We start from the raw sequence: 26624 nt of genomic DNA, 5'->3' as shown, positions 1-26624 counted from the left end.
AAAGTATCATCTATAACACTTGTTTCTTCGTACCTGACGACAGTTTCTAATGTACCGTGTGGAGTTGAAAGGCATCAATAGAACAGGTTATTAAAGAAGTACAGACTACAGTTTCTAATGTACCGTGTGGAGTTGAAAGAGCTCTATTGCAACCTGTACTATCTTGTACCTTGTATCCGTTTCTAATGTACCGTGTGGAGTTGAAAGTCATTGAAGACACGCGTATACAACGAAACAAAATCATTGTTTCTAATGTACCGTGTGGAGTTGAAAGCTTAAAGGTTCGGTCCGCGTAAGCGGACAAATTCGCAAGTTTCTAATGTACCGTGTGGAGTTGAAAGTGAGTCTCTGGAAACTGTGCGGTGGAAAAGATACATGGTTTCTAATGTACCGTGTGGAGTTGAAAGCTTCCTAACCTTTTTCGGTGCGGTGCGGTTTTTCCGTGGTTTCTAATGTACCGTGTGGAGTTGAAAGCAGAGGACACAGGTGGTGCTGATGCGGTGGAGAGAGTGTTTCTAATGTACCGTGTGGAGTTGAAAGTCCTGAAATTTTCTTTGATGCATTCCTCATCAGCTTCAGTTTCTAATGTACCGTGTGGAGTTGAAAGGATGCAACAAGTCTCACATCTTGTGTGACATCACTCTGGTTTCTAATGTACCGTGTGGAGTTGAAAGTCAGTATCGTCACCCTTCTTCCAGCAGATACTTCAACCACGTTTCTAATGTACCGTGTGGAGTTGAAAGTTTGAAGTTTTTTAACTATTTTACGCTTCCTTCCTTTGCCCGTTTCTAATGTACCGTGTGGAGTTGAAAGAGTTTTCCGTTCGGGGCGGATGTACCAGCAAACACTGAGATTGTTTCTAATGTACCGTGTGGAGTTGAAAGGAACAACAGAAAAAAGTTGGAAAGGTACAGAATTCAGGTTTCTAATGTACCGTGTGGAGTTGAAAGCGCAACAACAGACAGAACCCGCCACCCCTACAACAGTTTCTAATGTACCGTGTGGAGTTGAAAGCTGACGTATCAGAGAAAGAGGAAGGACTGACAGGAACAGAGTTTCTAATGTACCGTGTGGAGTTGAAAGTTTTCTGCAGTATCCACGAAAACATTTAGCCCATCTTCGTTTCTAATGTACCGTGTGGAGTTGAAAGTTGTGAGAGTTCCTTCTTTCAGAGCCTTTCCAAGCATGTTTCTAATGTACCGTGTGGAGTTGAAAGTGTTCTGTGGTGGCGGATTTTTCAGTTTCAATCCCTTGTTTCTAATGTACCGTGTGGAGTTGAAAGTTGAAAAGTCTTTACTTTCCACCTCTACATCCCTCACAGGAGTTTCTAATGTACCGTGTGGAGTTGAAAGCATACTTGTTATGCATCAAACCTTTCTGACCCTCCAAGGGTTTCTAATGTACCGTGTGGAGTTGAAAGCTAAGAGATATCCTGCATCTCTCTGTAAATACTTGAAGTTTCTAATGTACCGTGTGGAGTTGAAAGCTTCAGATGCACTCTAACTGGAGAGGTGTTCAGCGATAGTTTCTAATGTACCGTGTGGAGTTGAAAGTTTTATTGGATTTGGATTTTTTTAATTGCTACTTGATTTGTTTCTAATGTACCGTGTGGAGTTGAAAGTTTAAAAGTTTTTTTGTAATGAAAGCAGAACTACTTTTCAGTTTCTAATGTACCGTGTGGAGTTGAAAGCATGATACTGAGACAAATACAAGTAGTTTGTTGAAAAAGTTTCTAATGTACCGTGTGGAGTTGAAAGCTCTTAGCATCACTGTAAAGCTCGTAGAACTTGTTTTGTTTCTAATGTACCGTGTGGAGTTGAAAGGGCAGGCTAACGAGAGTATGCAAGCAAAGGGGCTACTCAAGTTTCTAATGTACCGTGTGGAGTTGAAAGTAAAAATGGAAGGTATAACTTCCTTCTCTTCCTTCAGTTTCTAATGTACCGTGTGGAGTTGAAAGTTGAACTTCTTCAAGAACCATTCTGATAGTGGAATTAGTTTCTAATGTACCGTGTGGAGTTGAAAGAGTGCCTTAGGAGTGGGGGTCAATCTTCCCTTTCAGGTTTCTAATGTACCGTGTGGAGTTGAAAGTTAAAATGAACTTCTTCATTTCTCTCACCTCCTGTCTGTTTCTAATGTACCGTGTGGAGTTGAAAGTCTTAAAAACTTCTTCTCAAGCCTTTCCGCACTACCCGTTTCTAATGTACCGTGTGGAGTTGAAAGTTCTCTACTAAACCACAAAAGCTGTTAGTGGTGTATAGGGATGTTTCTAATGTACCGTGTGGAGTTGAAAGCATTGTGAAGATAGGGGAAACTCATGAGATAACAAGGTTTCTAATGTACCGTGTGGAGTTGAAAGTCCAGCATTGAGGAAGTGAGGCAAGAACTGAGGGGTCGTTTCTAATGTACCGTGTGGAGTTGAAAGCTGAGGATAGCAGTGCAAACTGGGGCGGTTTATGAGTTTCTAATGTACCGTGTGGAGTTGAAAGCGTTGGTGGAGATTGAATGAAGGGAGCCTCTTTTTCACTATGTTTCTAATGTACCGTGTGGAGTTGAAAGCTATGCTGTTATCCTCATCCACGAGTGCTTCCTCAGCGTTTCTAATGTACCGTGTGGAGTTGAAAGTTTGGTTTTTTGCTTTTGTAAAAAGCGGGAAGGCGTTGCGTTTCTAATGTACCGTGTGGAGTTGAAAGAATATGGCAAGACCTATCAGGCAGGCATGCCACTCCTAAGTGTTTCTAATGTACCGTGTGGAGTTGAAAGGAAACTCTATGAAGCTTTTGGGATTAAGGTGTTTGGTGAGTTTCTAATGTACCGTGTGGAGTTGAAAGGATGCTGATCCTATCACATCTCCGTGGGGTGAGACAAGTTTCTAATGTACCGTGTGGAGTTGAAAGTTATGTCCACGCTACCAACTATTATCCCTTCTTCCTTTTTGTTTCTAATGTACCGTGTGGAGTTGAAAGCGCAGGAGATACAACACTTCTTCAAAGAGGATCTCGGACGTTTCTAATGTACCGTGTGGGTTTCTAATGTACCGTGTGGAGTTGAAAGCATGAGTTTTGGATCATTCTCCATTTCCGTAATTTTCTGTTTCTAATGTACCGTGTGGAGTTGAAAGTATGTTTGCATAGCTACTGGCGGGGCTTTGTATCTTTGTTTCTAATGTACCGTGTGGAGTTGAAAGTCCCCAACAATGTACTTAATACTCTGGCGGTGGACTCGTGTTTCTAATGTACCGTGTGGAGTTGAAAGTAGGTATTTTCCTACACATTATATATGCATACTGGCGTTTCTAATGTACCGTGTGGAGTTGAAAGGCTCCTCTTTTAATGACTTAGGCATGAAAAAGCTAATGGTTTCTAATGTACCGTGTGGAGTTGAAAGTTTGCTGTGCTTGAAAAGATAGCTGGGGAGATGGGATAGTTTCTAATGTACCGTGTGGAGTTGAAAGACCCCCATCGGACCAAGCTCTTCCCTGATTAGCTCCTCAAGGGTTTCTAATGTACCGTGTGGAGTTGAAAGGTTGCTCATTGTACTGTAAAACAATCTGCATTATCTCGTTTCTAATGTACCGTGTGGAGTTGAAAGTTGCTTCCGCCATCACTTCCCAAAATGGGTAATGGCGGGTTTCTAATGTACCGTGTGGAGTTGAAAGTCTCTTGTACTATGCTACCAAGCTCCACCCTCGTTCCCGTTTCTAATGTACCGTGTGGAGTTGAAAGCTACGTCAAAAAAGCTATCAAGGAAACGCTTGATAAGTAGTTTCTAATGTACCGTGTGGAGTTGAAAGTGCAATCAATTGCTACAAAGAGACCTCTTTCTCTACCACGTTTCTAATGTACCGTGTGGAGTTGAAAGAAAAAAGAAGGTGGTGTCAGCCCTCAAGTCATTGATAGTTTCTAATGTACCGTGTGGAGTTGAAAGCTACGTCAAAAAAGCTATCAAGGAAACGCTTGATAAGTAGTTTCTAATGTACCGTGTGGAGTTGAAAGATCTTTGTCTCATCCTTGCCAGTGCCTTGTCCAGCAGTTTCTAATGTACCGTGTGGAGTTGAAAGCGCTGTTTTGCATACTGTGTGAGAAGTTCAGGATAGTGTTTCTAATGTACCGTGTGGAGTTGAAAGGTTTTTAATATCTCTATGGCCTGTTTGCCTATTATCCTGTGGAGACTCTCTATCTCTAGATCCTCCATTAAGAAGCTCCCCTCTTGTCAGACTCAAGAAATCTGTCCCTCCATCTGCAGATATCTGCTACAGACCTCTTTTCCTTCAATCTTTATTGAATATCAAAAACAAAAGGGCAGGAAAATAGTTCTGCCCTTCTATTTATTCCTGACATTAACCCTTATAGATTCTGTCTCTAATAGCAATACCTCACTACGGCAAAATCACCGCTTGAAAATCCTGCGACCACAATCTTCCCGTCTGACTGGATGGCAAGGGCACGGGCTCCATCCTCACGACCTCCAATATCTGTTCTTACCTTGCCGTTTGTGCCGAAGGTGGTATCAAGGCTTCCAGATGGTGCTGTTACAACACCTCCACCTCCTCCACCTCCTCCTCCACTACCTCCACCACCACCGCCGCCATAGTAGCCACTACCACCGCCTCCACCACAACCACTAAGAACGATCCCCATTACAATTAGACCGAAAACAAGATAACCTACATACCTCTTCATTTTACACCTCCCCACAAAATAATTTTAATTTTTATTCTCCTCTGTAAACATACTTTCCTTTATATCCCACATGGTACTGTGATATGGGCTAATGAGGAGAAAGGTGGTATCAAAGGTTCCAGATGGTGCTGTTATACCACCTCCACCACAACCACTAAGAACAATCCCATTACAATTAAACCGTGTGGAGTTGAAAACATAAAGTTGGAAGCTAGGATGGATATGGTTTATATTTAATAAGCTTATGAGCCTAAGTTGTGGTATAGTGGGACTTCCTAACGTAGGTAAGTCTACCCTCTTTAATGCCCTTACTCAGACAGCCAAAGCCCAAGCGGCCAATTATCCCTTCTGCACCATAGAACCTAACGTGGGACTTGTAGAGGTTCCTGATCCACGCCTCTACGAGATAGCACGTAGGGAAAACTCAAGGAAGATAACGCCCACCTTCGTGGAATTTGTGGATATTGCCGGTCTTGTGCGTAACGCCAGCAAAGGAGAAGGTCTTGGTAATCAGTTTTTGGCCCACATACGTGAGGTTGATGCTATAGTACAGGTACTACGCTGTTTTGAGGATCCCAGTGTGGTGCATGTGGAAGGTGATGTAAACCCTGTGAGGGATGCTCAGATCATTGATATTGAACTCATAGCCAAAGATCTCCAAACAGTGGAGAAAAGACTTGAGAAAGTCCAAAAGATGGCGCGTTTGGGGGATAAGCAAGCACTGCAAGAACTGGGTATGTTAGAAGATATCAAAAAGATTCTGGAAAATCTGGAACCTCTCAGAAGATACAGGTCCCATCTTTCTGAAGAGACATGGCACTATGCTCAGAAGACCCTGTTTCTTCTTACCACAAAGCCAGTTCTTTATGTGGCCAATGTGGGAGAGAGTGATCTACCTGAGGGAAACAGGTGGGTGAAGGAGCTTGAAGAGTACGCCAAGGGAGAGGGTGCTCCTGTTGTGATGGTGTGTGCTAAGCTGGAAGCGGAGTTAGTGGAGCTTGCTCCGGAAGAGAAGGAAGAACTCCTTAGGGTCTATGGTTTTGATGAGCCTGGTCTTAACAGGTTGGTGAGGGAAGCGTACAGGACGTTAGGTCTTATCACCTTCTTTACTGCCGGTGAAAAGGAAACGCGAGCTTGGACGGTACTGAAAGGCACAAAGGCACCTCAGGCAGCTGGAAAGATCCACTCAGACATGGAAAGGGGTTTTATAGCGGCGGAAGTGATCAGCTACGAAGATTACATAAAGGTGGGTTCTCTCAGTAAGGCTAAGGAAAAAGGCCTTGTAAGGTTAGAGGGTAAGGATTATGTGGTGCAAGATGGAGACATAATGTATTTCCGTTTTAACGTTTGAGGAGGTCTTCAAGAACAGACAGGAACTTACTGAGGGTACGCTCTTTACTAAAGTTCTTTCTGTAGAGTTCTAAAGAGTTTTGGGTAAATACCCTCCAGTTTTCTATACTCAAAAGAAGCTTTTGGTAAAGATCTTCCACGTCTCCTGCCCTAAAAACAAAACCGTTCTCTTTTTCCCTTACCGCCTCCTTAGTGCCCCCTATGTGGGAAACCACCAAAGCGCACCCACTTGCCAGAGCTTCTATAGCCACTCTAGGGAAGGCCTCCCTCTCCCGGGAAGGTACCACACAGATGTGGGACAAAGAATAATACTCTTCTACCTTGTCTGTATAACCCACCATATGAACTCTGTCCTTTATAGCCTTATCCTCCACGTAAGCTCTCACTCTAGGAAGCTCCCTTCCATCACCTACTATGTACAGCCTCACATCGTCTCTTGTCTTTGTCAGCCTTTCAAAGGCTCTCAAAAGATCCCACACTCCCTTACCTTCATCCACCTTACCCACGAAGAGGATGTTTATAGGGTGTTCAGGTTTTTGAGAAGGTTTAAAACGGCCTTCATCTATCAGGTTGTAAATCACTTGTATTTTGTCAGGAGATACACCCTCCTTTAGAAGGTTTTCCTTGACATGTCCACTTACCGCTAAGAAGAGATCCACTAAAGGAAAAACCAGTTTTCTAACCGTTATCTGTTTCATCCTATCCATATGTCTGAAAAGTACCACTTTCTTACCGAAAAGCTTTGACAAATAAACCACATCCGGATACTCCTTTCCGTTATTGGCTATAACTATGTGGGGATCCACCTCCCTCATAGCCTTATAAAGGGACCACATACCGGGGATGTGCAAGCTTCTAGGAAAACTCACGTAGAATTTCTTCACGTGGTGAGTGTGTTTATCAACAAAGGAGCCGGGAGCACACGCTAGGACTAAATCAACTCCCATATTTTTAAGTTCTTTCACCATGCTGACAGTATGTAGTTCGGTACCACCAAAGTGAGGGTTTGGGTTACCGTTAACCCACAGGATTCTCATGGCTCTTATTCTTGGTCCTTAACCATTCTTCAAAACTCATGCCCTTACGTATACTCTCCAACATGTCCTTTTCTAAGGGAGATAGATCCGAAGGCACAAGATCAGGCCTGTACCTAAGCGTCCTCTCTATAGAATGCCATAAGGCCCAGAGTTCTATAAGTTGGTGATGTCCCGAGATAAGAACCGATGGTACCTTCATTCCCATATACTCGGGTGGTCTGGTATAAACTGGTGCTCCCAGCCATCTGCGGAAGGAGTCCCGCCTCAAACTCTCAGGATCGTTCAGTACTCCCGGTAAAAGCCTGGCCACGCCTTCCAGTATAACCATTGCTACTAGCTCTCCTCCCGCCAGTACAAAGTCACCCAATGAGATCTCTTCGTCCACCAATGCAGTCACACGTTCGTCCACACCTTCGTAGCGCCCGCATATAACCATCAGGTTTTCCATGTTGGCCCACCTGTCAAGATCTTTCTGAGAGATTTTCTTACCCCACGGTTGTGGTAAAAGGACGTAAGGCTTACCCCAGTTTTGGGTAACATAATGGTGTGCCTCAAAAATAGGCTCAGGTTTTATCACCATGCCCGGAAAACCGCCGTAGGGAGTATCATCTACTTGCCCCTTGGGAGCAAAGTCTCTGAGATTTATCGGGAAAACCTCCAAAGCACCTACCTTTATGGCCTTTCTTACTATGCCGTACCTGCAGTAATCTTCTATCATCTGAGGAAATATGGTGAGCACAAAGAATTTCATACGCGTAGAAACTCTTCTACTAACTTTCTTGCCCTTTCAGGACTGAATCGGTAGTATATGTCTATGGTGGTTTTTACATGAGAGTGTCCTGCAAACTCTTTGACCACCTCCGCAGGGAAACCGCTGTTTATCAGGTTCGTTATGTAGGTGTGTCTGAAACTGTGCAGAGAAAAAGGAATGTTGAGTCTGTGGGAAAGCCTGTAAGTGTATACCTGTAGACTTCCTGCATTAACCACCAGATTCTCCTCGTAGTTCTCCAGCCAGCGAGCCAGTTTTTCCGTCACTTGGTAAGTTTCTTCTTTTGTGGGACCCATTATAGGAGCCATACGTTCCTTGTTTCCCTTTGTGGCATAGGCGGGAAGCCTCAACCAGTATATGCCGCTTTTGTCCATAAAGAAGTTATCTTTCTTAAGGTGCTTATATTCGGAGAGTCTTATACCACTGTACAGAAAGAGAGTATAGACTCTCTCGTAGACGGTGTTCTTGGTACTTTCCATTATCCTGCTGAGCTCCTCCCTCGTGAGGGCTTTGGGTGCTCTCCTTACGTTGCGCCTTCCTATCTCATCCCTTAGCTCTTCTATAGCTGCCTCCAGCTTTGTGTAAGCCTCTCGAGACATATAGCCTCTCCTGACAGCAAACTTAAAGAAGTGTTTAAGGGCAGAAAGATGAGTAAGTACGGAGGCAGGAGACAAGGAAGAAGAGTCTATGTGTTGATAAAGATGTACAGGTTCTGTGTTGAGGAGCTCATCTTCCGTTAAACCTGTGTTACGAGCGAACAGCTCCAGACACTTACTGTAGGTGATTACCGTTCTCTCACTTCGAGATCTTTCCAAGCTCCTCCTCCACAGCTCAAGGATACCCATAGTTATGTAATTTTACCTGTCTATTTCTCCACGCAACAGTTTAAGCTGGGTTTCTTTTTCCATAAGCTCCTTTTCCTTTTCCAACAGTTTTTTCTGACATTCCAGCTCTGCGCTCTTAAGATCACGTTCCAGTTTTGCCAGCTCCTTCTCCTTCTCTCTAAGACTCTTACGGAGATCTTCCAACTCAGACAGTTCTTTCTTCATCCTCTGTATGGACTCGTTGAGGATCTCTATCTCCTTCTCCCTTATAGCCAGAAGGGCATATAGACTAGCCAGTTCGTGCAACAGTTCGTCCTTTTGTTTCTCCTTCTGAAGCAGTAGCTCCATATAAGTGGCTATCAGGTTACCTTCCAGGTGTGACCGTAGTTTTTCCATACTCTCCTTTATCCTCTCCTGAACCTCCTTTACGTCTTCCTCCCTCTTCAAAAGATGTTGGTACTCATCCCCTGGCACATAGACGTACCACAGACCATCCTCTGCCTTTTCTCCTTTCAGAACACCCGCCCTTATCCTGTTCTTCACCGTGTTGAGGGACAGACCTGTCAAAGTTGCATACTCACTTGCTTTCATTTTGACGTAGTCCATGATACTCCTCCTTCAATAGTTTGACACACATGATAGCAATGATAACACTCATGGCAATTTATGTCAACGGAGAGAGGGAGGTTTTGTTAACATAAGTGCAATTATATTAACAGGCTCTGTGTCCTTTATTAACGGTAAAGGAGCTAATGGGAAAACAGCTTATCAACTTAATGCTTTAGTGTTTTATTAACTTATTAACTTAGTTTAAAAGTGTCCACATTTTACTGGAACTATAATAACGAGGAGAAAAAACACATTTCTCTATATTGGTTTTTGGCATCTTTCTGCTCACAGAAGGACTAAACAGTCATCAAAGCCTTATAGCTCTAAGGTTTGTCCCACTCGTTCCAATTTTTGAATAGGTATAGCCCCTTTTTTGTCCATGCCCGCCCGCCTGAAAACCTCTCATCAAACTATTCACATACACGAAACTTGAGAGTGGGATGATAGTGGGATATCCCATTGCAGAGGTCGTAGTGGATAGAGATGCCGTGTGGAAGGTTCTTTAATCGTCGCGGTGGTGTATGTTTGATGCGTAGATATCATAGATAGGGTGTAACCTTTTCTTTCTAGCATCATCATCATCTTCATATACATAGCTTGCATTAGCAATTCCTTGGAAGAATCTGTATTCTAAGGTGTAATCTCCCACCTTAAACAGCCTTTCAAATCTTTCTACTTTGCCCTTTATCTCTGGAAAGACCTCCCAGATCTTGTCTGGTTTTAGCTCCATAAAGCCTTCAGCGGTCAAGTAAAGTTTTGCAACCTCTTTCCCATCTTTCAGGATTTTTAGATAACCTATTGTTTCTGTATCTCGCTTTTTCCCCAATGCTACGTTATCTCCCACTTTGATAAAGGCTTTGTAGATTTTTCCCAGATACTTTCCGTTCTTGTATAGACCGGGAGAAGGGTCTGTATCGGCATAGATAATTGCCCACACAAATGCTACCACAAATCCTAATATAGTAGCAGTGTTGGGGGTTATGCCAGCAATAAACATACTAAGCCCTATTACTACAACTGCAGTTATGCTTCTAAAGATGCTTTTTTTCTTCACATCTATGTTCAATTGTTTCATTCTCATCCTCCCTGCTTCTTGGCTAAATACTGCTCTATCTTAGGTTTTATGTCATTGACAAATTCAGTTGCTACCTTTTCAGCCTTCTTTTTGCACTCTGTATGTTTCTGATACAGCTCCTCTTGGTTCATGCTCTCTATCCTCATAGGCATACAATGTGCATATGTATCTTCAAATTTAGCCCTATAGACAGCCTCTTTTATATCACTGTTTATCGTCCTTGCATAATCAAAAGCCTCGTCCCAGCATTTTATAAAACCTTGGGACAAGCCTAAAAACTTGTTATGGCATTTTCCATTGTGAAGAATGTTTTCAAATGTTTTTGCCCTCTGAAAATGAACTTTTCCCCATTGGATACAATCTGAGTAGTCTTTCTTGTCAGGTGGATTTTCCATCCCGCAGTAGAAAGCTAAGGCTTTTATGTTTTTTTTCATCAATTGCATTAGCTATTGGAGATAACAGAATGCCAACAAGAGTACCAGCCACTATACCACCTACAGCTCCCGTTGTGGTCATGGGTGTTTGGTTTATAGTCAGTCTCCCTGCATCTATGCTTCTTTGAGCCGTCTCCGCCACTAAAAAGCAGGAGGTTGGCAAAAAAGCACAGGATATCAGTAATCCCAGCTTCAAAACCCTCATGGCACTAATATTACTCAATATTTATTTCCTTGTCAATATTAGTTGCAATTAATTGCAAGACAGAAAGTGAACTACCCCGCATCAAAGATGTGGAGCTACTTCCCTACCTGTTTTAGCCCGCAAGTTTTTCTATAACTCAAAACTCAGGTATTGTCAGTTCAATAAGGAAAATATCCCACTCATCTCCAAACCTGTAAACCCACGCTCTCAATTTGTCCCAGTCATCGGTGGGCGGTTTGAAGATCTCCTCCAACTGTTTCTTAAGCCACTCTTTTTCGTCAAAGCCATCAAAGCATTCCATAAAGTAAAATTTTAACCCCTGTAGAGAAGGAGAAAGGGAAAGGACCGTTAGGGACTTGACTTCCCGCATACACAACCAGAAGGAGCAAATAAAAACCCTTCAGAGGAAGGTGGAAAGGCTACAGAATCAGGTTTCTTCCTTGAAGGGGCAATTCGGAGCAGAAGAATGCGGAAAGGAACTGGATTTTGAAAAGACTAGAGACTCGTAACGACCTTAAGCTCATAAAAGAGAAGCTCCGGAAGACGTAAAGCATAGGGAGGGCGGGAGCCCCCTTGGAGCTCGCTTAGAGTCTTTGGAACTTGCCTGTTATGGCTCGCTCAAGCTGGGGCTCCCAGCCTTTGTATATAATTTTATCGAATTTGTGCTAACAGGCAAGAGTCTCTAAGTGTCTAAAAAGCGGTTTAAAATTCTAGATCTATGTGGGACTGGGAAGTTCTGGAAGATATCCTAGGTGAGTGTCTGCAATTGCAAGACCACGTGTTTTGCAATTTGTTGAAAATTCTAACTTTAATCTGGCCACTCCTGAAATACCTCCTTCTTCTCTTACTAAAAAAAAATCTATCGGGTTTGTGCTAACAGGCAAGAGTCTTGCTTAAAACTCCACTTAGCTGTTTTGCCCTTTTGAGTTGAAGCCTCACGTAGTCCCTGTTAATCTGGAGTTGCATTCTTTGCCTGTGTAGATTCCAGAGGATGGTAAAAGGAATTATTCAAAAGAGGACCTATCCAGCTTTCTAACTCAAATTTTCTCTTATGATTTTAATCCCTGCCTGTTTTAACGCTTCTATCACTTTATCTTCGTAATCTTCTTTAGTTATCTTCCCATCACTTGCATGCAGAGTCACCTCAACATTATTCTTTTGAAACTTATCTTTCAAGTAATTAATGATCTTCGCAATAGTAGAAATTTGTCCAACAGGAACAACAAGCTCCAGAGTTATTTCGGAAAAGGTGTTTTTGTCGGCTGGTTCTTCTCGTTCTAATGTTGTCTGTTTTTCGTATAGTGAGCTTGATGGTGCTTTTATTACTGCTTTGTTTTCATTTTGTGTTATCTCCTTTGGCGTTTTTTCACATAGATCTGGTTTTATAATCACCTCTTCATCTGTTAGATTAACAGACGGTGTCTCTTTTATGTATTTACATTCTATTTGACCATTGACGATATATCCAAAGCCAAATAAACCCTTTTTTACTCCTTCTTCTATGCTTCTTAAGAAAACATCCTTTGATGCAGGCCTTATCTCGCCAGGAGTTCTGAGAAAGGACTCGTAAAGATTTTTTATTTCTACATAATCCTTCTCTTTGAGGTATCTTTCCGCTATAAGTTCCGGGATGATTTGTTCAAGGACCTCACCTTTACCCTTCAAATAGCTGTATACTTCCCCATCAAGTGAGTTTTTCCCAACGGTGGGCAAACCCATACCCCCATTATCCTTTACTTCTTTGAATCCATCTTTTGCGGGAACAAATACCCTGCGATAAAGTTTCCTTAACTCCTCGTATTCTCTCTGCTCGTAATCTTTAAGTTTGCTTTTTACCTCTTTTCTTTGAGCTTCACTTAGATTGAGGCTTTTATCATTTTCAATAGATCTCAAAGCAAGCATTTTTCTCAAATACGAATGAAAACTACTCTTTTGGTTCTCATCTATGCAGAGGAATATCAAGGTGTTTTTATAGACCCGAGGGAGCTCTCCACATTTTTCAAGAAATTCATCCTCCGGTTTGCTCCTGTCCAGAATAATAAGCTTAAGTTCGGGGCTATCAGGAACGTCTCTTGAAAATTGAGGATTGATATACCATTTAAATACCGGGCTAGATTTTGGTAAGTACTTGTTCACTATATTTTTCTCTTCTTCATAAATTTCATCATCAGATATTACTCCTTCCCTATCCACGATGATCTTATTCAGATTTGCCTGATTAGTGAAGAAAAGACCATCATCTGAAAGATAATACAGTTTTTCTTTGAGGTGGTTTATCGTAGTATCAATTACGCTACTTGGTAGTTCAGGAAGTGCAACGCTGTGTTTAATTTCCCTTATGCTAGTTCCTCTTTCCCCTCTGCCTGAAAACGACATCATAAAGATTGTTGTACTGACCTTTGTTCCAAGTTTATAAGATGTATACGCACTCCCAATAGCAGCGTCAACTTTTTTTGCCCCTGCATCATCAGAAGTTATATCCTGAGCTATGATGCTGTCCCATTCAGATCCTATATGTTCTATCAATTCTCTTCTTATCTCTTTGTTGTTTAAATTAAAGTCTCCAAGGCGTATGAAAGGTTTATTTTCCTTCATAAGATCGTAAATAACCAGGGAAAGAAGTCGTAATACTCCCCTCGTCCTCTGAAATGTCGGGAAAGAACCCCATCTTTTGTAAAGGACATCAATAACCTCAGGTTTGAAGGGATAGCTCCTCAGGAACTTTTGCCGATAATTCTCTGCCTCGTCTTCTGAAAGTAGTCCCTCCCTTTTTGCGTATTCAACAAACTCATTGACGACTTTTTTCGCTTCGCTTTCATCTACTTTCTCAAAAAGTCTGGCTCTTACAACGTGTTCTATCTCTTCGTCTCCCACAGGTGCATATATTTTTGCAGTTCTTCCGATTATTTTTGTCAATGTCTCAAGTATTCTTTGTGCATTTTCGTCGTATAGTTCAAGAATACTTGATGGTAATGTGAGAACTAAAAGCGCATTTCCTACCGATGAGACAGCTCCCGTAAGTTCCTGAATAAAGGCAAGGGTCTGCGCACTAAGATCAGAGTCTCCGATTTTTACACCGGCAGATTTCGTAGCATACGCGAGGATCTCGTCCATCAGTATGAGAACGGGAGCGTTTTCTTCCAGCAACTTGGCAAGTTTCTCTTTACCAGGGGAAATATCTCCCTTTGTGAGCTTAACTTCTCCGGTAAGCTGCCTCTCTATCTCCTCCCACGGTCTTACATCTCTGGGATCTGGAGCAGTGCCATCAAAGACAGCCACCTTGGCACCCCATTCCCTTGCTTTATGATACAGGGCTATGAGTGTGTGTGTCTTACCACCACCGAAGGGCGTCTGTAATTGAATTATCGCATCACCCCTTTTACCTTCAAGCCGTTCTTTTGCTATATCAAGTATATTTTTTAAACCATTTGTCATGTATGTTTTTGAGAAAAACAAATGGGGGTCCTGGTAATCCTGCTTCGCTGTTCCTTTCACTACCTCCCACAAATCAGCCGCGAAAACATCCATTGTAAGTTTTCCTTCAACTATGTCCCTATGAGGCTGTGCTATTTGAACGAACGGCTTCATTCATACCACCCCCATCAGAATTTATTTTACATTAACTACCGGACTCATCCATATAACCCTCTCTGCTGCTTTTTTATCTCTTCCATCAACCTATCCCTATCGCTCAGGAATCCGTCAAGAAGTTTCTTCTCTTTACTGTCGTTGGGGAGTGTTTCTGATATAGCCTGAGCCACCCTGTAAAAATACTCCTTCTCACCATAACCAGTTTCCTTAAGCACTTTCTTCATCTCCTCCTTTGCTCCTGCTTTCCATAGAAGAAGCACAAAATGTAAAACATCTATAAGTTCTTCAGATTTTTCAAGAGTCTTTATACTTCTGTCCTGAGGACCCAGCACCGCAATATTTTCTCCTTCTTTCCTAATAAAACCCCTGTTCCATTCCTTTTCAAGGTTTACACCTACGCTATGCGCCAGTTTTCTTGCCTCATCAAAATGAACCTTAGACTCACCATAAGCCCACCTGTAAAGCAGGTAAAACTTCGTAAGAGGAGAAAGATAACCAGTAATACCGTTATGAAGAACCTGCTTCACCGCATAATCGGTAACCAACTCCCGCACAATCTCAAGAAGCTTACTCACATCCACCTCATTACCAGAATAGTCCATAATCCTTTTGTATTTCCCGAAGATCTCAATGGAGGCACCTATACCCGCAACGAAAAAGTCAGCACCACTTACACCTTCATTCCACAGATCTTCAAGCTTTTTATAAAGATGCTTTTCAAGTTCTTCCTCAACTTCCTTAAGCCACCCTGTCTCTTCTCTTTTCATCTTTCTGCACACGAGATATATAGAAGAAGCAAGAGCAGCAGACTCCTTTGCTCTAAGCCGGGATTTCATCTCTGTATCTATGGGCCAGGAGGCGGTTATTACAAGATCAGAGTCAAGAAGAGAGTTTATGAGAGTCTCCCATCCGGAAGTGGACTTGTGAGTATATACTATAACGGCTATACCCTCTGGCTTTAGAACCCTTGATATCTCCTTAAAGGCTTTCTTAAGCATGTTTTCAAAAAACTGTTTACCAGCTTCATAACCACCCGGAAGATGAGAATAGGCAACTATCTCCTTTGATTTGGGAGTAAGAGGAGTTATAAAAAGTTCAGGATAAAGATCTCCGATACTTCTCTTTAACCATACATAGAAAAAGTCAGAAAGATAAGAATAAGGGACGTTATCGTAGTATGGTGGATCAGTAAATACAGCATCAAAGTAGTTGTCAGGATAAGGTAGTTCAGTGGCAGAACCCTGCCGAACAGCGGGAATTATCTGTTTAGAAGTTCCGTTTTCCTGTATGTATACTGGAGGGATCTGGGAGAGATGGGAGAGGGTTAGTAAGATCCTTCTTACAAGCATACTCTCCCAAGAGCCAACAGCTTCACTGAGTGGATTTAGCTCTGAGTAATCCCAAACCATTGGTAAGGCTTGTCTCCCAAACACATGGACGGTTCTTTCTTGAGTGTTATCATGTACACAAAGATTACTCATGTAATCAGCCATTCTATTTACTCCCAAAGCCAAATAACTCACCACTGCCTTTGCATACTCTTTATCGTATCCTTCCTCAAGCATTTTCTGGTAAGCTAACCTTACTTTTTCTGTAAAGGTAATGAGAGCCAGTTTTTGGCGAGCGTTGAAAAGGTCTCCATAAGTATTTAACCCAAAATTTCTAACAGAAAAAGCCCTTTCAGCACCTTTTCCCTTACCCTCTGGTGTTTCCTCATCCGGCACTGGATCAATTCCCCATTCTTCCATCAGTTTTTGTCTTTTCTCTTCCATATACTTCTCTGCCTCTCTGAAAACCTCTATATCTTTTTCTGTAGCAAGGCGGTATATCTTACCGCTCTTTTTGGGATGCTGAAGGACAACAGCCACCATTCTCTGTCCTGCTTTTCCGTTTTGAAAGAGTTTCCTCACTGTTTTGTCATCAACGGCAGATCTGCACACCGGACATACAGCCACAGCTCTTCTTACTGTTCCGTCCTCTGGGTTAAAGTTATTTGGCATAGGTTCATAACCTGTTCCCACTATCTTGAACTTTACTTCCTTTCCTTCCACATAAGGATAGAGAGATACTTTTTTATTTTCTTTCTTTGCCAGCCAGAACTGGCGCATCAGAGGAATCTCTGCACCGCAAGAGGGATTTTGACACGGTATAGTTCTTGCCCAGATGTAGCCTACGGGAATGGATCCGTCGGGATCTTCGGGATAAAACCTGCCTATCTCTTTTTTCGCCTCCTCAAGGACCCAGTTTCCCCACCTTTTTACATCTTCCAGAAGTAAATTGTCTGTTTTTCTTTTGACTTTCTCGCTTTTTCCAAAATTGTTAACTTCCACCTTGGTTTCTCCCGGTTTTGCGTATCGCTGTGGATACTCAAGAGTGCATTTTAAGATAATAGTAGCCACAGGGTTGTAATCCATGGCGTGAACTTCAAGTCCCAGCCTTAGAGCCTCTAAGGGTATGGAGCCACCTCCCGAAAAAGGGTCAAGCATCCTTAAAACCTTTCCCCCATTTGCCTTTAAAATGTCTTCTCTTGCCTTTTGTATCACTTTGAGACTAAGAGAGTTTTCCCATTTTGAAAGCTCAATAATGAATTTTCTTATACTGTTCCATTTCACCTCGTCCTCTGGTATGAGAGAAGCATAGATAGTGGCTCTTGAGGCTGCCAGAGGTCTTCTTGCCCACCATATATGGAGGGTGGAGATATGGCCGTGCCTTATGTTCTTTTCCTTTGAAGCTATCTCGCTCACTTCTTTAACAGGAAAGGAGCTTTCTATAAAGCTCTTCTTATGGGTCATTCTTTCCACACCTCCTGTTTTTTACTTAACCACTCGTCTGGCGGCACCACATACCTTACTACCTCCACCTTCTCCTCCGGCTGTAGTTTTTGCGCGGGGTTGTTTATTATGTAGAGCTGCGGTTTTGTGGCCGCATTCACCACTATGTAAAGCCAATATTTATCTTTAAGCTGGGATGCCTTAAACCACTCGTTGCGTGTTAGAACTATCTCTCCCATCTGGGCTCTTGCTTTGACCTCTATATACCTCACCTCTCCTTTGTCATCTGTGGACAGTATGTCATAGCCTCTGTTATCCTTAGACACATCCTCCGGATTTCTGCCGTTTTTTCTTTCGTAATCCATAGCTACCTGCATACCTATCCTCTCTATCTCCTCACTTTCCACCATTTGTCCTTTTTCCGGGATTATCCTCACAACACTGAGAAGCTCAGGCATGGTTATAGACAGACTCTGCTCTCTTTTTATCTCTTCCTCAAGGTTTCTCTTAGCTTCTTCGTATCTTTTTTTGGTATCCTCTTTATTACGAATGGCTAAATCTACCTTTTCACCCCTTCCAGATCTTTCGTAAAGTTCCGTCAGCTCAGTATCAAGCTGTGATATAAGGTAATCAAGGGAATTCAGCCCGTATTTTCTTTTTATCTGTGCTTGCCTATTTCGTTCTTCTTGAATCTCCTTCTTGTAGTTTTCCAGAACTTCTATGACGAAGTCTTTTACTTCTTCCTCTCTTTTTTCTGAATCAAAAGGTTCGCTCTCAAAGTTTCCGGTATACGGAGAAAGATCCCACAAGACGGATGGATTTATCTCTCTTAGAGTGTTTCCGTCATCGTATATAGCTATTATCTTTCTCCCTGCTACCTCACCTTTACCATCTTTTACCTCACCTGTGTAGAACCATATATAACCATTTAACTTACCTGAAGGGTCTTTAAACACAGCTCCTTTCCTTAACTCGTCACGAAATTTTTCAGAAACCCATTTAAGGACCGCCTCAAAGAGAGGATGGCCAAAGGTTATAAATTCTGCGTCAGGGTTTTTAAAGGCCAGATCTTTATCAAAGGTAACCTTACGGTATGATTTCATTATCTGCCCATACGCGTTTTTAATCTCCGGAGTTTCAGCAATACTTCTTATCTCGTAAGGTATGGAATCTATGGATATGAAATCTCCCTTCTTTTTTGTATACTTACCACCCGCTTTCTGGAAAGCTTTTTCAAAGAAGGCTCTCACATATTCCGGTATAAGTCTGAACTCTCTTGCTCTCTCTGCAGTTTCTCTTATCCTGGTGTAATCAATATGTTTGGTGGCCAGAGATTCACCCAAGGCTTCCTTTATTTTCTTTATATACTCTTCATCTATTTTAATGTCCAGTTCTTTGAGAATATCTTCCATAGTTCTTGTGTTGGTTATAGCCTCAATTATGAGTTCATAAAGGTTCTTATCTTTGAAAACATCACCTATAATATCAAAAACTTTGTCACTTCCGAGTTTTTCTTTTATCTCCTCAAGTTTTTCAAAAAGTTTTACTAAGACTTGCCCCTCTATTGTATCTTCTGCAACAAGGTTAAATATGTGCACATCTTTCTGCTGACCGTATCGGTGTATCCTTCCCATCCTCTGCTCAAGGCGGTTTGGATTCCAGGGAATGTCGTAATTTATCATGATATGACAGAACTGCAGGTTAATTCCTTCTCCTGCTGCCTCTGTGGCCACCATTATCTGAGTTTCATCTCTAAACCTCTTTTCTTCTTTTATCCTTTCATCAATCGTCATATCACCGTGTATGTAGTTGACTGTGTATCCCCAACCACTTATTTTTTTCACCAGATACTCTAGAGTATCCCTTGATTCCGTAAATATAAGTATCTTTGGATTTCCCCCCATTTTTCTGATCTCCTCAAAGCCTTTCTCAATAGCGGTTTTTAGCTCACTGAGTTTTACCTCCTTTTCACTTTTTACTATCTTTTCTGCCTTTTGAATAAGCTCACCAAGTTTATTTATCTCCGCTTTTAACTCATTTACATCTCTTGCCAGCGTAACAGACTCCCACTCCTCTTCTCTTTTCCATCTTTCGCCTTCTTCAAGATCATCTACTTCGTAGTAATCAATAGCAGATATCCCTCTCCGCTTCTCCTCTCCTTTGAGGAGTTTTTCCAGTTTATTCTTCCTTCTTTCCAACGACCTTAACAGTGCGTAAGTGCTGGACGCCATCCTTCTCTGCAGTATTGCGAGGGCAAAAGCTACGTTCCTGTTATTTTCATCCTTTAAAGCCTTACCGTACTGCTCTCTCACATAACGCGATACCTCGTTGTATAGTTCTTTTTCGGGATCAGAAAGCCGGAACTTTATGGTAGTGGACCTTCTCCCAGGGAAGATGGGTTTTCCTTCAAAATCCCTAAGGTCTTCCTTCAGCCTCCTTATGAAAAGAGGATTATCTTTGTTCTTAATGGATTCTTCCACCATCTCTTGCGTAGCAAAGAATCCGGGCACTAAAAGGTCCAAAAATAACCTAAAGTTTTCCGGATCTCCTCTGTGAGGTGTAGCTGTTAGAAATAGCAAGTGTGTTGAGTTTTTAGAGATAACTTCCCCTAACTTGTAACGCTGCGTCTTTGATATCTTACCACCGTAGTTATACGCAGATAGTTTGTGAGCCTCATCAACTATCACTAAATCCCAATGTACGTAATTCAGACCCTGCACTATATCTTCCTGCTTTGCAAAATCCATAGAGGTTATTACTTGGTCATATCTTTCCCACGGATTTTCTCCATAGTGGGACTCAAGGGTCTCTCTGTTAATTTCTACGAGAGTTTCGTTAAACTTTTCCTTTAACTCCCTTTTCCACTGATCTTTCAAATGTCCCGGCACAATAATCAAAACCTTCTTTACCAGATTTCTTAATTTGAGTTCTTTAAGTATTAGCCCAGCCATTATAGTTTTTCCTGCCCCGGGGTCATCTGCGATAAGAAACCTGATGCGTGGTTGTTTTAAAACATAACCATAGACCGCCTCTATCTGAAAAGGAAGGGGGTCTATTCTGGAAACATTCATAGCCAAGAAGGGATCAAAAAGAGATGCATGTTTAAAACGTACAGCTTCTAAAGCTAAAAAGACATTTTCAGGATCCGCGGAAAAGTCTCTTTCTGAGGCTAATATTTCTAACTGATCTAATTGGTCTTTCGTAAGTAGATCATCTATATACTGTTTTGAATTAACTTTGAATCCTTTGATATTAACATGATCTCCTTTCTCTCTAACTTCTATAACTTTAATAGGTTCACTCCAGAAAGGTCCTTTAATGATGTCACCTTTCTTAAGCATTAAATAAAATATTATATTCAGATGGTAGTAACCCCACAGATTCTCCTTTACTCTCTCTTAGTTCCGTCAGGTGTTTTCTTTTTACTGGAGTTTAAAAAGTGGTTCACCTTCTGGAGGAGATCTTGACACCTTTCGGAGGTTGGTGTTAATATTATCTCAATCCAAGGCCCGGTAGCTCAGTTGGTAGAGCACCCGGCTGAAAACCGGGGTGTCGGCGGTTCAAGTCCGCCCTGGGCCATCTTTTAAGGATGTCCAAAAACAAAGAGATAGCTCGCATCTTTGAGAGGATGGCCGATATCCTCGAGTTTCTCGGTGACAATCCCTACCGTATAAACACCTACAGGAGAGTGGCCAACATCCTCTCAGAGTTAGGTACGGATGTGGAAGAGCTGGTCAAGACAGGAAAGATATACCACATACCTGGTATAGGTCCGTCCAGTGTAGAAAAAATACTGGAGTATCTGAGAACTGGCAAGATTTCCAAGTACGAGGAGCTCAAAGAGAAGGTTCCCGAAGACCTGTTGGAACTTCTAGATGTGCCGGGTATAGGCCCAAAAACTCTCAAGCTGGCTTACGACAAGCTGGGTATAAGAAGTAAAGATGACTTCGTAAGGGCTGTCAGGAGTGGTGTTTTAGCCAGTTTACCGGGAATGGGAGAGAAAAAACTACAGAACATAATGAGAGGTCTGGAGCTTTACGAGAGAGCAAAAGAACGTATGAGTCTTATAGAAGCTTATCAGCTGGGAGAGGATATTCTCCTTCACATGCAGAAGATAGAGGATCTTTACACCAACATAGAGTTGGCAGGAAGCCTCCGCAGAAGAAAGGAGACGGTGGGAGATATAGATCTTCTGGTAGCAGCGCCAAAAGAGGTGTGGAGTAAGATCCACAATCACTTTGTGACCTTTCAGGGAGTGAAGGAGATACTGGGGAAGGGAGAGACCAAATCCAGCATACTTTTAGAAAACGGAAGGCAGGTAGATATGCGTACCGTAGAACCTCACCAGTGGGGATCCGCTCTTCAGTACTTCACAGGTTCTAAAGAACACAACGTAAGGGTAAGGGATATAGCTAAAGCTAGAGGATTAAAGTTAAGCGAGTACGGTGTCTTTAGAGCAGACACAGAAGAGTGGCTGGGAGGTAGAACAGAGGAAGAGGTTTACAGTTTGGTGGGTATGCAAACACCACCACCTGAGATAAGAGAAAACACAGGAGAGATAGAACTGGCCCTTGAGGGGAAACTCCCAAAGCTGGTAGAGTGGGAACAGATAAAAGGGGACTTCCATCTGCACACCAACTGGAGTGACGGTATGGGAAGCTTGGAGGAGATGGCAGAAACCGCATACCGTTTGGGGCTTCAGTACATAGTGGTAGGGGATCACTCTCCTTCCGCGAGGGTGGCAAAGGGTCTGGATATGGAACGGTTCCGTATGCAGTGGAAGTTGATAGAAAGACTCAACACCTACTACAATCCTAAAGGTTTTTACATCCTCAGAGGATGTGAGGTAGACATACTACCTGACGGAAGTCTGGATCTACCCAACGAGTTCCTACAGGAGTTTGACTTCGTGGTGGCCTCCATACACTCACGCTTGAATCAGGATAACACCTACAGGATCCTTAAAGCTATGGAAAACCCTTATGTGAACCTCATAGGACATCCTACAGGTAGATCTTACGGCAGTAGGGAAGGCTATCCTATACAACTGGATAAGGTAATAAGTATGGCCAAAGAGACAGGCACAGCTCTGGAAATCAACACCTTTCGGATGGACCTACCACCGGAGGCTGTAAGGAAGTGTATGGAGGTGGGTACCATGGTGGCGGTGGTTACAGATGCACACGCTCCATCCCACCTTAGGTATCTCAAGTTGGGTGTTGGGTTGGCTAGGAGAGGTTGGGCGGTCCCTCATTTAGTCCTTAACACCTTCAGCGTGGAAGATGTACGGGAGTTCGTTAGAAGGAAAAGGTGATTTATAATACCTTACATGGCGAGGGTGGGAAATCTGGCGTGTGTGAGGCTCCTCGTAGAACACGAGATAGGTGAACTCAATAGGATAAGGTGGGCGCTGGGTATCAGGGAGAGGACTCCCCTTGTGGAAAGTTTCTCCCTTGTGTTGGCAAAGCTTCCCTATATGAAGGAGGAGTACGCTCACGTGGTGGCCTCCACCATGAGGTCCTCCGATGTCATCTTTGTGGAAGGAGACATTATGCTGGCTTTTCTGCCAGGTACTGATAAAGGAGGGGCACAACAACTTATGGAAGGTGTACGGAGTTTCATGGGTGAGGAGGGAAGGTACGTGGTGGTGTCTTATCCTGACGATGGGGGAACTTACGAAGAGCTTATCTCCTCTCTCCGGGATCGTGCAAAAGAAAATGGCATTCCCTGCAGTTTTCTCAGTTAACCCATCTTTCCTTACACAGAGGGCAGAGGTCTGTCCCTTGTTGATCCAGCTCCTGCAGGGATGAAGGTACGTACATAACACAGTTCTTTTTCTCACAGGGAGGCAGTCCGAAAGACATGCCCAGCTGACGCACACTTTCTTTACAAACTCTTTCAAAGAAAACCTTCTCGTCGTAAGTTTTGAGAAGGGGAACACTAACCACCACTGACCTTCCCCCCGTTACTCCTTTACCCCAAATGGTTCTCTCTTCATCCCTCAGGCACACATCTACAAGACCCACTATCCGAAGCATGTTGGGAAAATGAAGACCTTCCATATAGTCCAGGAATAAACTTACGGGGCACTCTTCTCTGTGGAGGGAGTACTTCACAGGTGGAAGGGTGACGACAGAAGAGTGACGCACATCCACGGAAAAGTTTCTTTTTATACTGCTAGCTACAGCCAGCAGCAATCTTTTCTCCACCTGTCCGAAAGCCACGATGTATACAAAACCTATCCCATTTAGGAAGAAATAATTATATTTAACTATCACTATCTGTTGCTCACGGAGGTAAAGGATGACACGTAAGGGTGCAGATATAGTTATAGAAGTCCTCAAAGAGGAAGGTGTGGAAGTGATCTTCGGCCATCCTGGTGGTGCCATTATGGAGGTATACGACGCCCTTTACAGAGATGGGGGAATAAGACATATACTGGCAAGACATGAGCAGGGAGCTGGCCATATGGCAGAAGGTTATGCCAAAGCAACGGGTAAGGTAGGCGTAGCTATGGCCACATCTGGTCCCGGAGCCACAAACTTAGTTACAGCCATAGCGGACGCCTACATGGACTCGGTACCGGTGGTGTTTATAACTGGCCAGGTACCCACTCACCTGATAGGTAACGATGCCTTTCAGGAAGTAGATATAGTGGGTATAACCCGTCCCATCACTAAACACAACTTTCTGGTCAAAAGGATAGAGGATCTTCCCCTCATACTGAGACAAGCCTTTTACATCGCCCGTACGGGAAGACCTGGACCTGTTTTGGTGGATATTCCCAAAGACATAACACAAAAGCTTTCGGATGTGGGAATACCCACACTGGAAGAAGTAAAAGAGTCTCTTCCCGGTTACAAACCTCACGTGGAAGGAAACCCACAACAGATCAAGAAAGCTGTAAAACTCATTATGGAGGCCAAAAGGCCCGTCCTTTACGTGGGTGGTGGTGCGGTTCAATCGGAAGCCCAAAAGGAGTTGGTGGAACTTGCGGAGATGATGAAGATCCCCGTTACCACCACCAACATGGGTAAAGGTGCCTTCCCAGAAAACCACCCCTTGGCGCTCCATATGCTGGGTATGCACGGTACTTACTACGCCAACATGGCTGTTTACCACTGTGATCTTCTCATAGCGGTGGGAGCACGTTTCGATGACAGGGTCACCGGTAAAGTGGAGGAGTTCGCACCGAGAGCCAAGATCATACACATAGACATAGATCCAGCTTCCATATCCAAGAACATAGTGGTGGATGTTCCCATAGTAGGAGACGTAAAGGTGGTCCTCAGGAAGATACTGGAAGATCTCAGAAAAGAAGGAGCCAGAATTCTCTTCCCTGAGGAAAGACAAAAGTGGCTGGAACAGATAGAAAAGTGGAAAAAACTTCATCCCCTCACCTACAAAAAATCCGACAAAGTGATAAAACCCCAGTTCGTTATAGAACAGATATACGAAGCCACCAGAGGGGACGCTATCATATGCACCGGCGTAGGACAACACCAGATGTGGGCTGCCATGTTCTACCGTTACTCCTATCCCAGGCAGTTCATCAATTCAGGTGGACTAGGTACCATGGGTTTCGGGTTTCCGGCAGGTATAGGAGCCAAGATAGGAAGACCCGATAAAGAGGTGTTTGTTATAGACGGAGATGGTTCTTTTATGATGACCATGCAGGAGCTGGTAACTGCTGTGCAATACAAGGTGCCCGTTAAGGTGGCCATCATCAACAACAGTTATCTGGGTATGGTGCGTCAGTGGCAGGAGCTCTTCTACGAAAAACGTTATTCGGAGGTAGACCTCAGCGTACAACCAGATTTTGTTAAACTGGCAGAAGCCTGCGGCGCTGTAGGTTTTAGGGCAGAAAAACCCTCCGACGTGAGGGAGATAATAGAGGAAGCCCTCAGGATAGATGACAGACCTGTCATAATGGACTTTCACGTAGACAGAGAGGAGAACGTGCTTCCTATGGTACCTGCAGGCAAATCCTACAGAGACATGATACTGGATGATGGAAAGAAAAGCGTGGAAGCCGAAACCATGTACCTGGTAGGATGAAGGTCAGGGTAGTAAACTTAGGGTGTAGGAGCAATTTCTTTGACGGACAGTTCATCCTCCAGAAGTTTATAGAGAAGGGATACATCTTGGGCGACGATGCCGACATATACGTGGTAAACACCTGCGGCGTTACAAAGGAGGCGGAAAGATCCTCCCGTCAAGCCATACGCCGTATAAAGCGTAACAATCCCAACGCGGTGGTAGTGGTAACCGGCTGTTACGCCCAGATAAAACCCCACGAGCTGTCTACCATGGAAGAGGTGGATCTGGTGGTAGGAAACACCCACAAAACTCGCTTGGTGGATCTGGTAGAGGAGTATCTTCAGGGAAAGGGTCAGAGGGTAGCGGTGGAGAACATCTTCCGGCAGAGCACTTTGGAGAGTTTTCATTTGGTGACCTTCTACGAAAGATCCAGACCTTTTGTGAAGATTCAGGAAGGGTGTAACAAGTTCTGTAGCTTCTGTGTTATACCCTACGCGAGAGGAAAGGTGAGGAGTGTACCACCTCAGAAGGTTCTGGAGGAGATACATCTTCTGGCGCAGAAGGGTTTTGAAGAGGTGGTTATAACGGGAACCCAGCTTTCCCAGTACGGTTGGGATATGGGCACCACTTTGGGAAAGCTTCTTAAGGAGATGGTAAAGATAGAAGGTATCAAGCTCATAAGGCTATCATCTTTGCATCCTGCAGAGCTGGAAGAGGAACTTCTAACCATCATTACAGAAGAGGAGAAGATAGCTCCTCACTTTCACCTTCCCCTTCAGAGCGGTTCTCTTAGGATACTGCAGCTGATGGAAAGAGGTTACACACCCGATGAGTACAGAAGACTGGTAGAAAAGTTGGTGGAAAAGAGACCTCTCTCTGCCATAGGTACCGACGTCATAGTAGGCTTCCCCACAGAGACAGAGGAGGACTTTGAGGAGACTTACCGTTTCTTAGAAAGTTTACCCATAGCTTACATGCATATCTTCCCTTATTCAGACAGACCCTTCACGAAAGCTTCCCGGATGGAGGGCAAAGTTCCTTCCTCCGTCAAAGATAGGCGCGTGGAGATCCTAAAAGAGTTAGACACAAGAAAGAGGGAAAGCTTTAGGAAGAGATGTGAAGGTAAGAAGCTGAGGGCTACCGTTTTGGGTGAGGGAAAGCTCCTTACTGAGAACTACTTGGAGATAGAGAGATCTGTGGAACTACCTGCGGGAAGAGTGGTAGAGGTTGTTGTATAATC

General features: G+C 43.3%; 18 protein-coding genes, 1 tRNA gene and 1 CRISPR repeat array. Of the genes, 6 read left to right on the top strand and 13 right to left on the bottom strand.

The window, feature by feature from the left end; translation table 11 throughout:
• Positions 1-42 precede the first annotated feature (42 nt).
• Positions 43-4123: a CRISPR direct-repeat array (repeat unit 29 nt; unit sequence GTTTCTAATGTACCGTGTGGAGTTGAAAG).
• 235 nt (positions 4124-4358) lie between these two features.
• Positions 4359-4679, bottom strand: coding sequence for an NHL repeat-containing protein (locus THAL_RS08385; protein WP_012992637.1), 321 nt, complete (start codon positions 4677-4679; stop codon positions 4359-4361).
• 244 nt (positions 4680-4923) lie between these two features.
• Here THAL_RS08385 and ychF point away from each other — a divergent pair, with 244 nt between their 5' ends.
• Positions 4924-6030, top strand: a complete 1107-nt coding sequence (ychF, locus tag THAL_RS08130; RefSeq protein ID WP_012992636.1) for a redox-regulated ATPase YchF — start codon at positions 4924-4926, stop codon at positions 6028-6030.
• Here ychF and THAL_RS08125 read toward each other — a convergent pair.
• The 11 genes from THAL_RS08125 to THAL_RS08080 form a co-directional block, all read right to left on the bottom strand.
• On the bottom strand, positions 6020-7066 hold the full coding sequence (locus THAL_RS08125) for a glycosyltransferase family 4 protein (protein ID WP_012992635.1): 1047 nt from the start codon (positions 7064-7066) through the stop codon (positions 6020-6022). The two genes, ychF and THAL_RS08125, sit on opposite strands and share 11 nt — an antisense overlap.
• Positions 7047-7817, bottom strand: a complete 771-nt coding sequence (trmD, locus tag THAL_RS08120) for a tRNA (guanosine(37)-N1)-methyltransferase TrmD (RefSeq protein ID WP_012992634.1) — start codon at positions 7815-7817, stop codon at positions 7047-7049. The genes THAL_RS08125 and trmD overlap by 20 nt, the downstream gene beginning before the upstream one ends.
• Positions 7814-8680 carry a tyrosine-type recombinase/integrase gene (locus THAL_RS08115; RefSeq protein ID WP_012992633.1) on the bottom strand — a complete coding sequence of 289 codons (867 nt, stop codon included), beginning with the start codon at positions 8678-8680 and terminating at the stop codon, positions 7814-7816. The genes trmD and THAL_RS08115 overlap by 4 nt, the downstream gene beginning before the upstream one ends.
• Positions 8681-8692: 12 nt before the next feature.
• On the bottom strand, positions 8693-9265 hold the full coding sequence (locus tag THAL_RS08110; RefSeq protein WP_012992632.1) for a hypothetical protein: 573 nt from the start codon (positions 9263-9265) through the stop codon (positions 8693-8695).
• A gap of 505 nt (positions 9266-9770) precedes the next feature.
• Positions 9771-10343 carry a hypothetical protein gene (locus tag THAL_RS08105; protein ID WP_012992631.1) on the bottom strand — a complete coding sequence of 191 codons (573 nt, stop codon included), beginning with the start codon at positions 10341-10343 and terminating at the stop codon, positions 9771-9773.
• Positions 10344-10345: 2 nt separating this feature from the next.
• Positions 10346-10777: a hypothetical protein gene (locus THAL_RS08100; protein WP_245522240.1), complete on the bottom strand. Its 432-nt coding sequence runs from the start codon at positions 10775-10777 to the stop codon at positions 10346-10348.
• Entirely contained in the window at positions 10722-10982 is a 261-nt protein-coding gene (locus THAL_RS08490; RefSeq protein ID WP_012992629.1) for a hypothetical protein, read from the bottom strand. Before THAL_RS08490 ends, THAL_RS08100 begins: the two co-directional genes overlap by 56 nt.
• A 136-nt stretch (positions 10983-11118) precedes the next feature.
• Positions 11119-11283, bottom strand: coding sequence for a hypothetical protein (locus THAL_RS08430; protein WP_012992628.1), 165 nt, complete (start codon positions 11281-11283; stop codon positions 11119-11121).
• 731 nt (positions 11284-12014) lie between these two features.
• Complete coding sequence (locus THAL_RS08090; protein WP_012992626.1) at positions 12015-14570, bottom strand: ATP-binding protein; 2556 nt, start codon at positions 14568-14570, stop codon at positions 12015-12017.
• Between the two features lie 44 nt (positions 14571-14614).
• Positions 14615-17365, bottom strand: a complete 2751-nt coding sequence (locus tag THAL_RS08085) for a DUF1156 domain-containing protein (RefSeq protein WP_012992625.1) — start codon at positions 17363-17365, stop codon at positions 14615-14617.
• Positions 17362-20685: a protein NO VEIN domain-containing protein gene (locus THAL_RS08080; protein WP_012992624.1), complete on the bottom strand. Its 3324-nt coding sequence runs from the start codon at positions 20683-20685 to the stop codon at positions 17362-17364. Before THAL_RS08080 ends, THAL_RS08085 begins: the two co-directional genes overlap by 4 nt.
• 165 nt (positions 20686-20850) lie before the next feature.
• On the opposite strand from THAL_RS08080, the gene THAL_RS08075 reads away from it, so the two are divergent.
• The 3 genes from THAL_RS08075 to THAL_RS08065 all read left to right on the top strand — a co-directional run bounded on the left by THAL_RS08075 (position 20851) and on the right by THAL_RS08065 (position 23090).
• Positions 20851-20923 (top strand) — tRNA-Phe (locus THAL_RS08075).
• Positions 20924-20933: 10 nt separating this feature from the next.
• Positions 20934-22658, top strand: a complete 1725-nt coding sequence (gene polX, locus THAL_RS08070; protein WP_012992623.1) for a DNA polymerase/3'-5' exonuclease PolX — start codon at positions 20934-20936, stop codon at positions 22656-22658.
• Positions 22659-22673: 15 nt separating this feature from the next.
• Positions 22674-23090 (top strand): nucleotidyl cyclase domain-containing protein, encoded by a 417-nt coding sequence (locus THAL_RS08065; RefSeq protein WP_012992622.1) that lies wholly within the window; start codon positions 22674-22676, stop codon positions 23088-23090.
• On the opposite strand, the gene THAL_RS08060 is transcribed toward THAL_RS08065, so the two are convergent.
• Complete coding sequence (locus THAL_RS08060; protein ID WP_169301988.1) at positions 23083-23553, bottom strand: zinc metalloprotease; 471 nt, start codon at positions 23551-23553, stop codon at positions 23083-23085. The two genes, THAL_RS08065 and THAL_RS08060, sit on opposite strands and share 8 nt — an antisense overlap.
• A gap of 94 nt (positions 23554-23647) precedes the next feature.
• Between THAL_RS08060 and ilvB the strand changes: the two genes are divergently transcribed.
• Both ilvB and mtaB read left to right on the top strand, forming a co-directional pair.
• Positions 23648-25402 carry a biosynthetic-type acetolactate synthase large subunit gene (ilvB, locus tag THAL_RS08055; protein WP_012992620.1) on the top strand — a complete coding sequence of 585 codons (1755 nt, stop codon included), beginning with the start codon at positions 23648-23650 and terminating at the stop codon, positions 25400-25402.
• Positions 25399-26622: a tRNA (N(6)-L-threonylcarbamoyladenosine(37)-C(2))-methylthiotransferase MtaB gene (gene mtaB, locus THAL_RS08050; protein ID WP_012992619.1), complete on the top strand. Its 1224-nt coding sequence runs from the start codon at positions 25399-25401 to the stop codon at positions 26620-26622. Before ilvB ends, mtaB begins: the two co-directional genes overlap by 4 nt.
• Positions 26623-26624: the final 2 nt, after the last annotated feature.

It is taken from the genome of Thermocrinis albus DSM 14484, from assembly GCF_000025605.1.
Classification (GTDB): Bacteria; Aquificota; Aquificia; order Aquificales; family Aquificaceae; genus Thermocrinis; species Thermocrinis albus.
The sequence above is the reverse complement of the archived record's forward strand: the minus strand, read 5'-3'. Positions and strand labels throughout refer to the sequence as shown.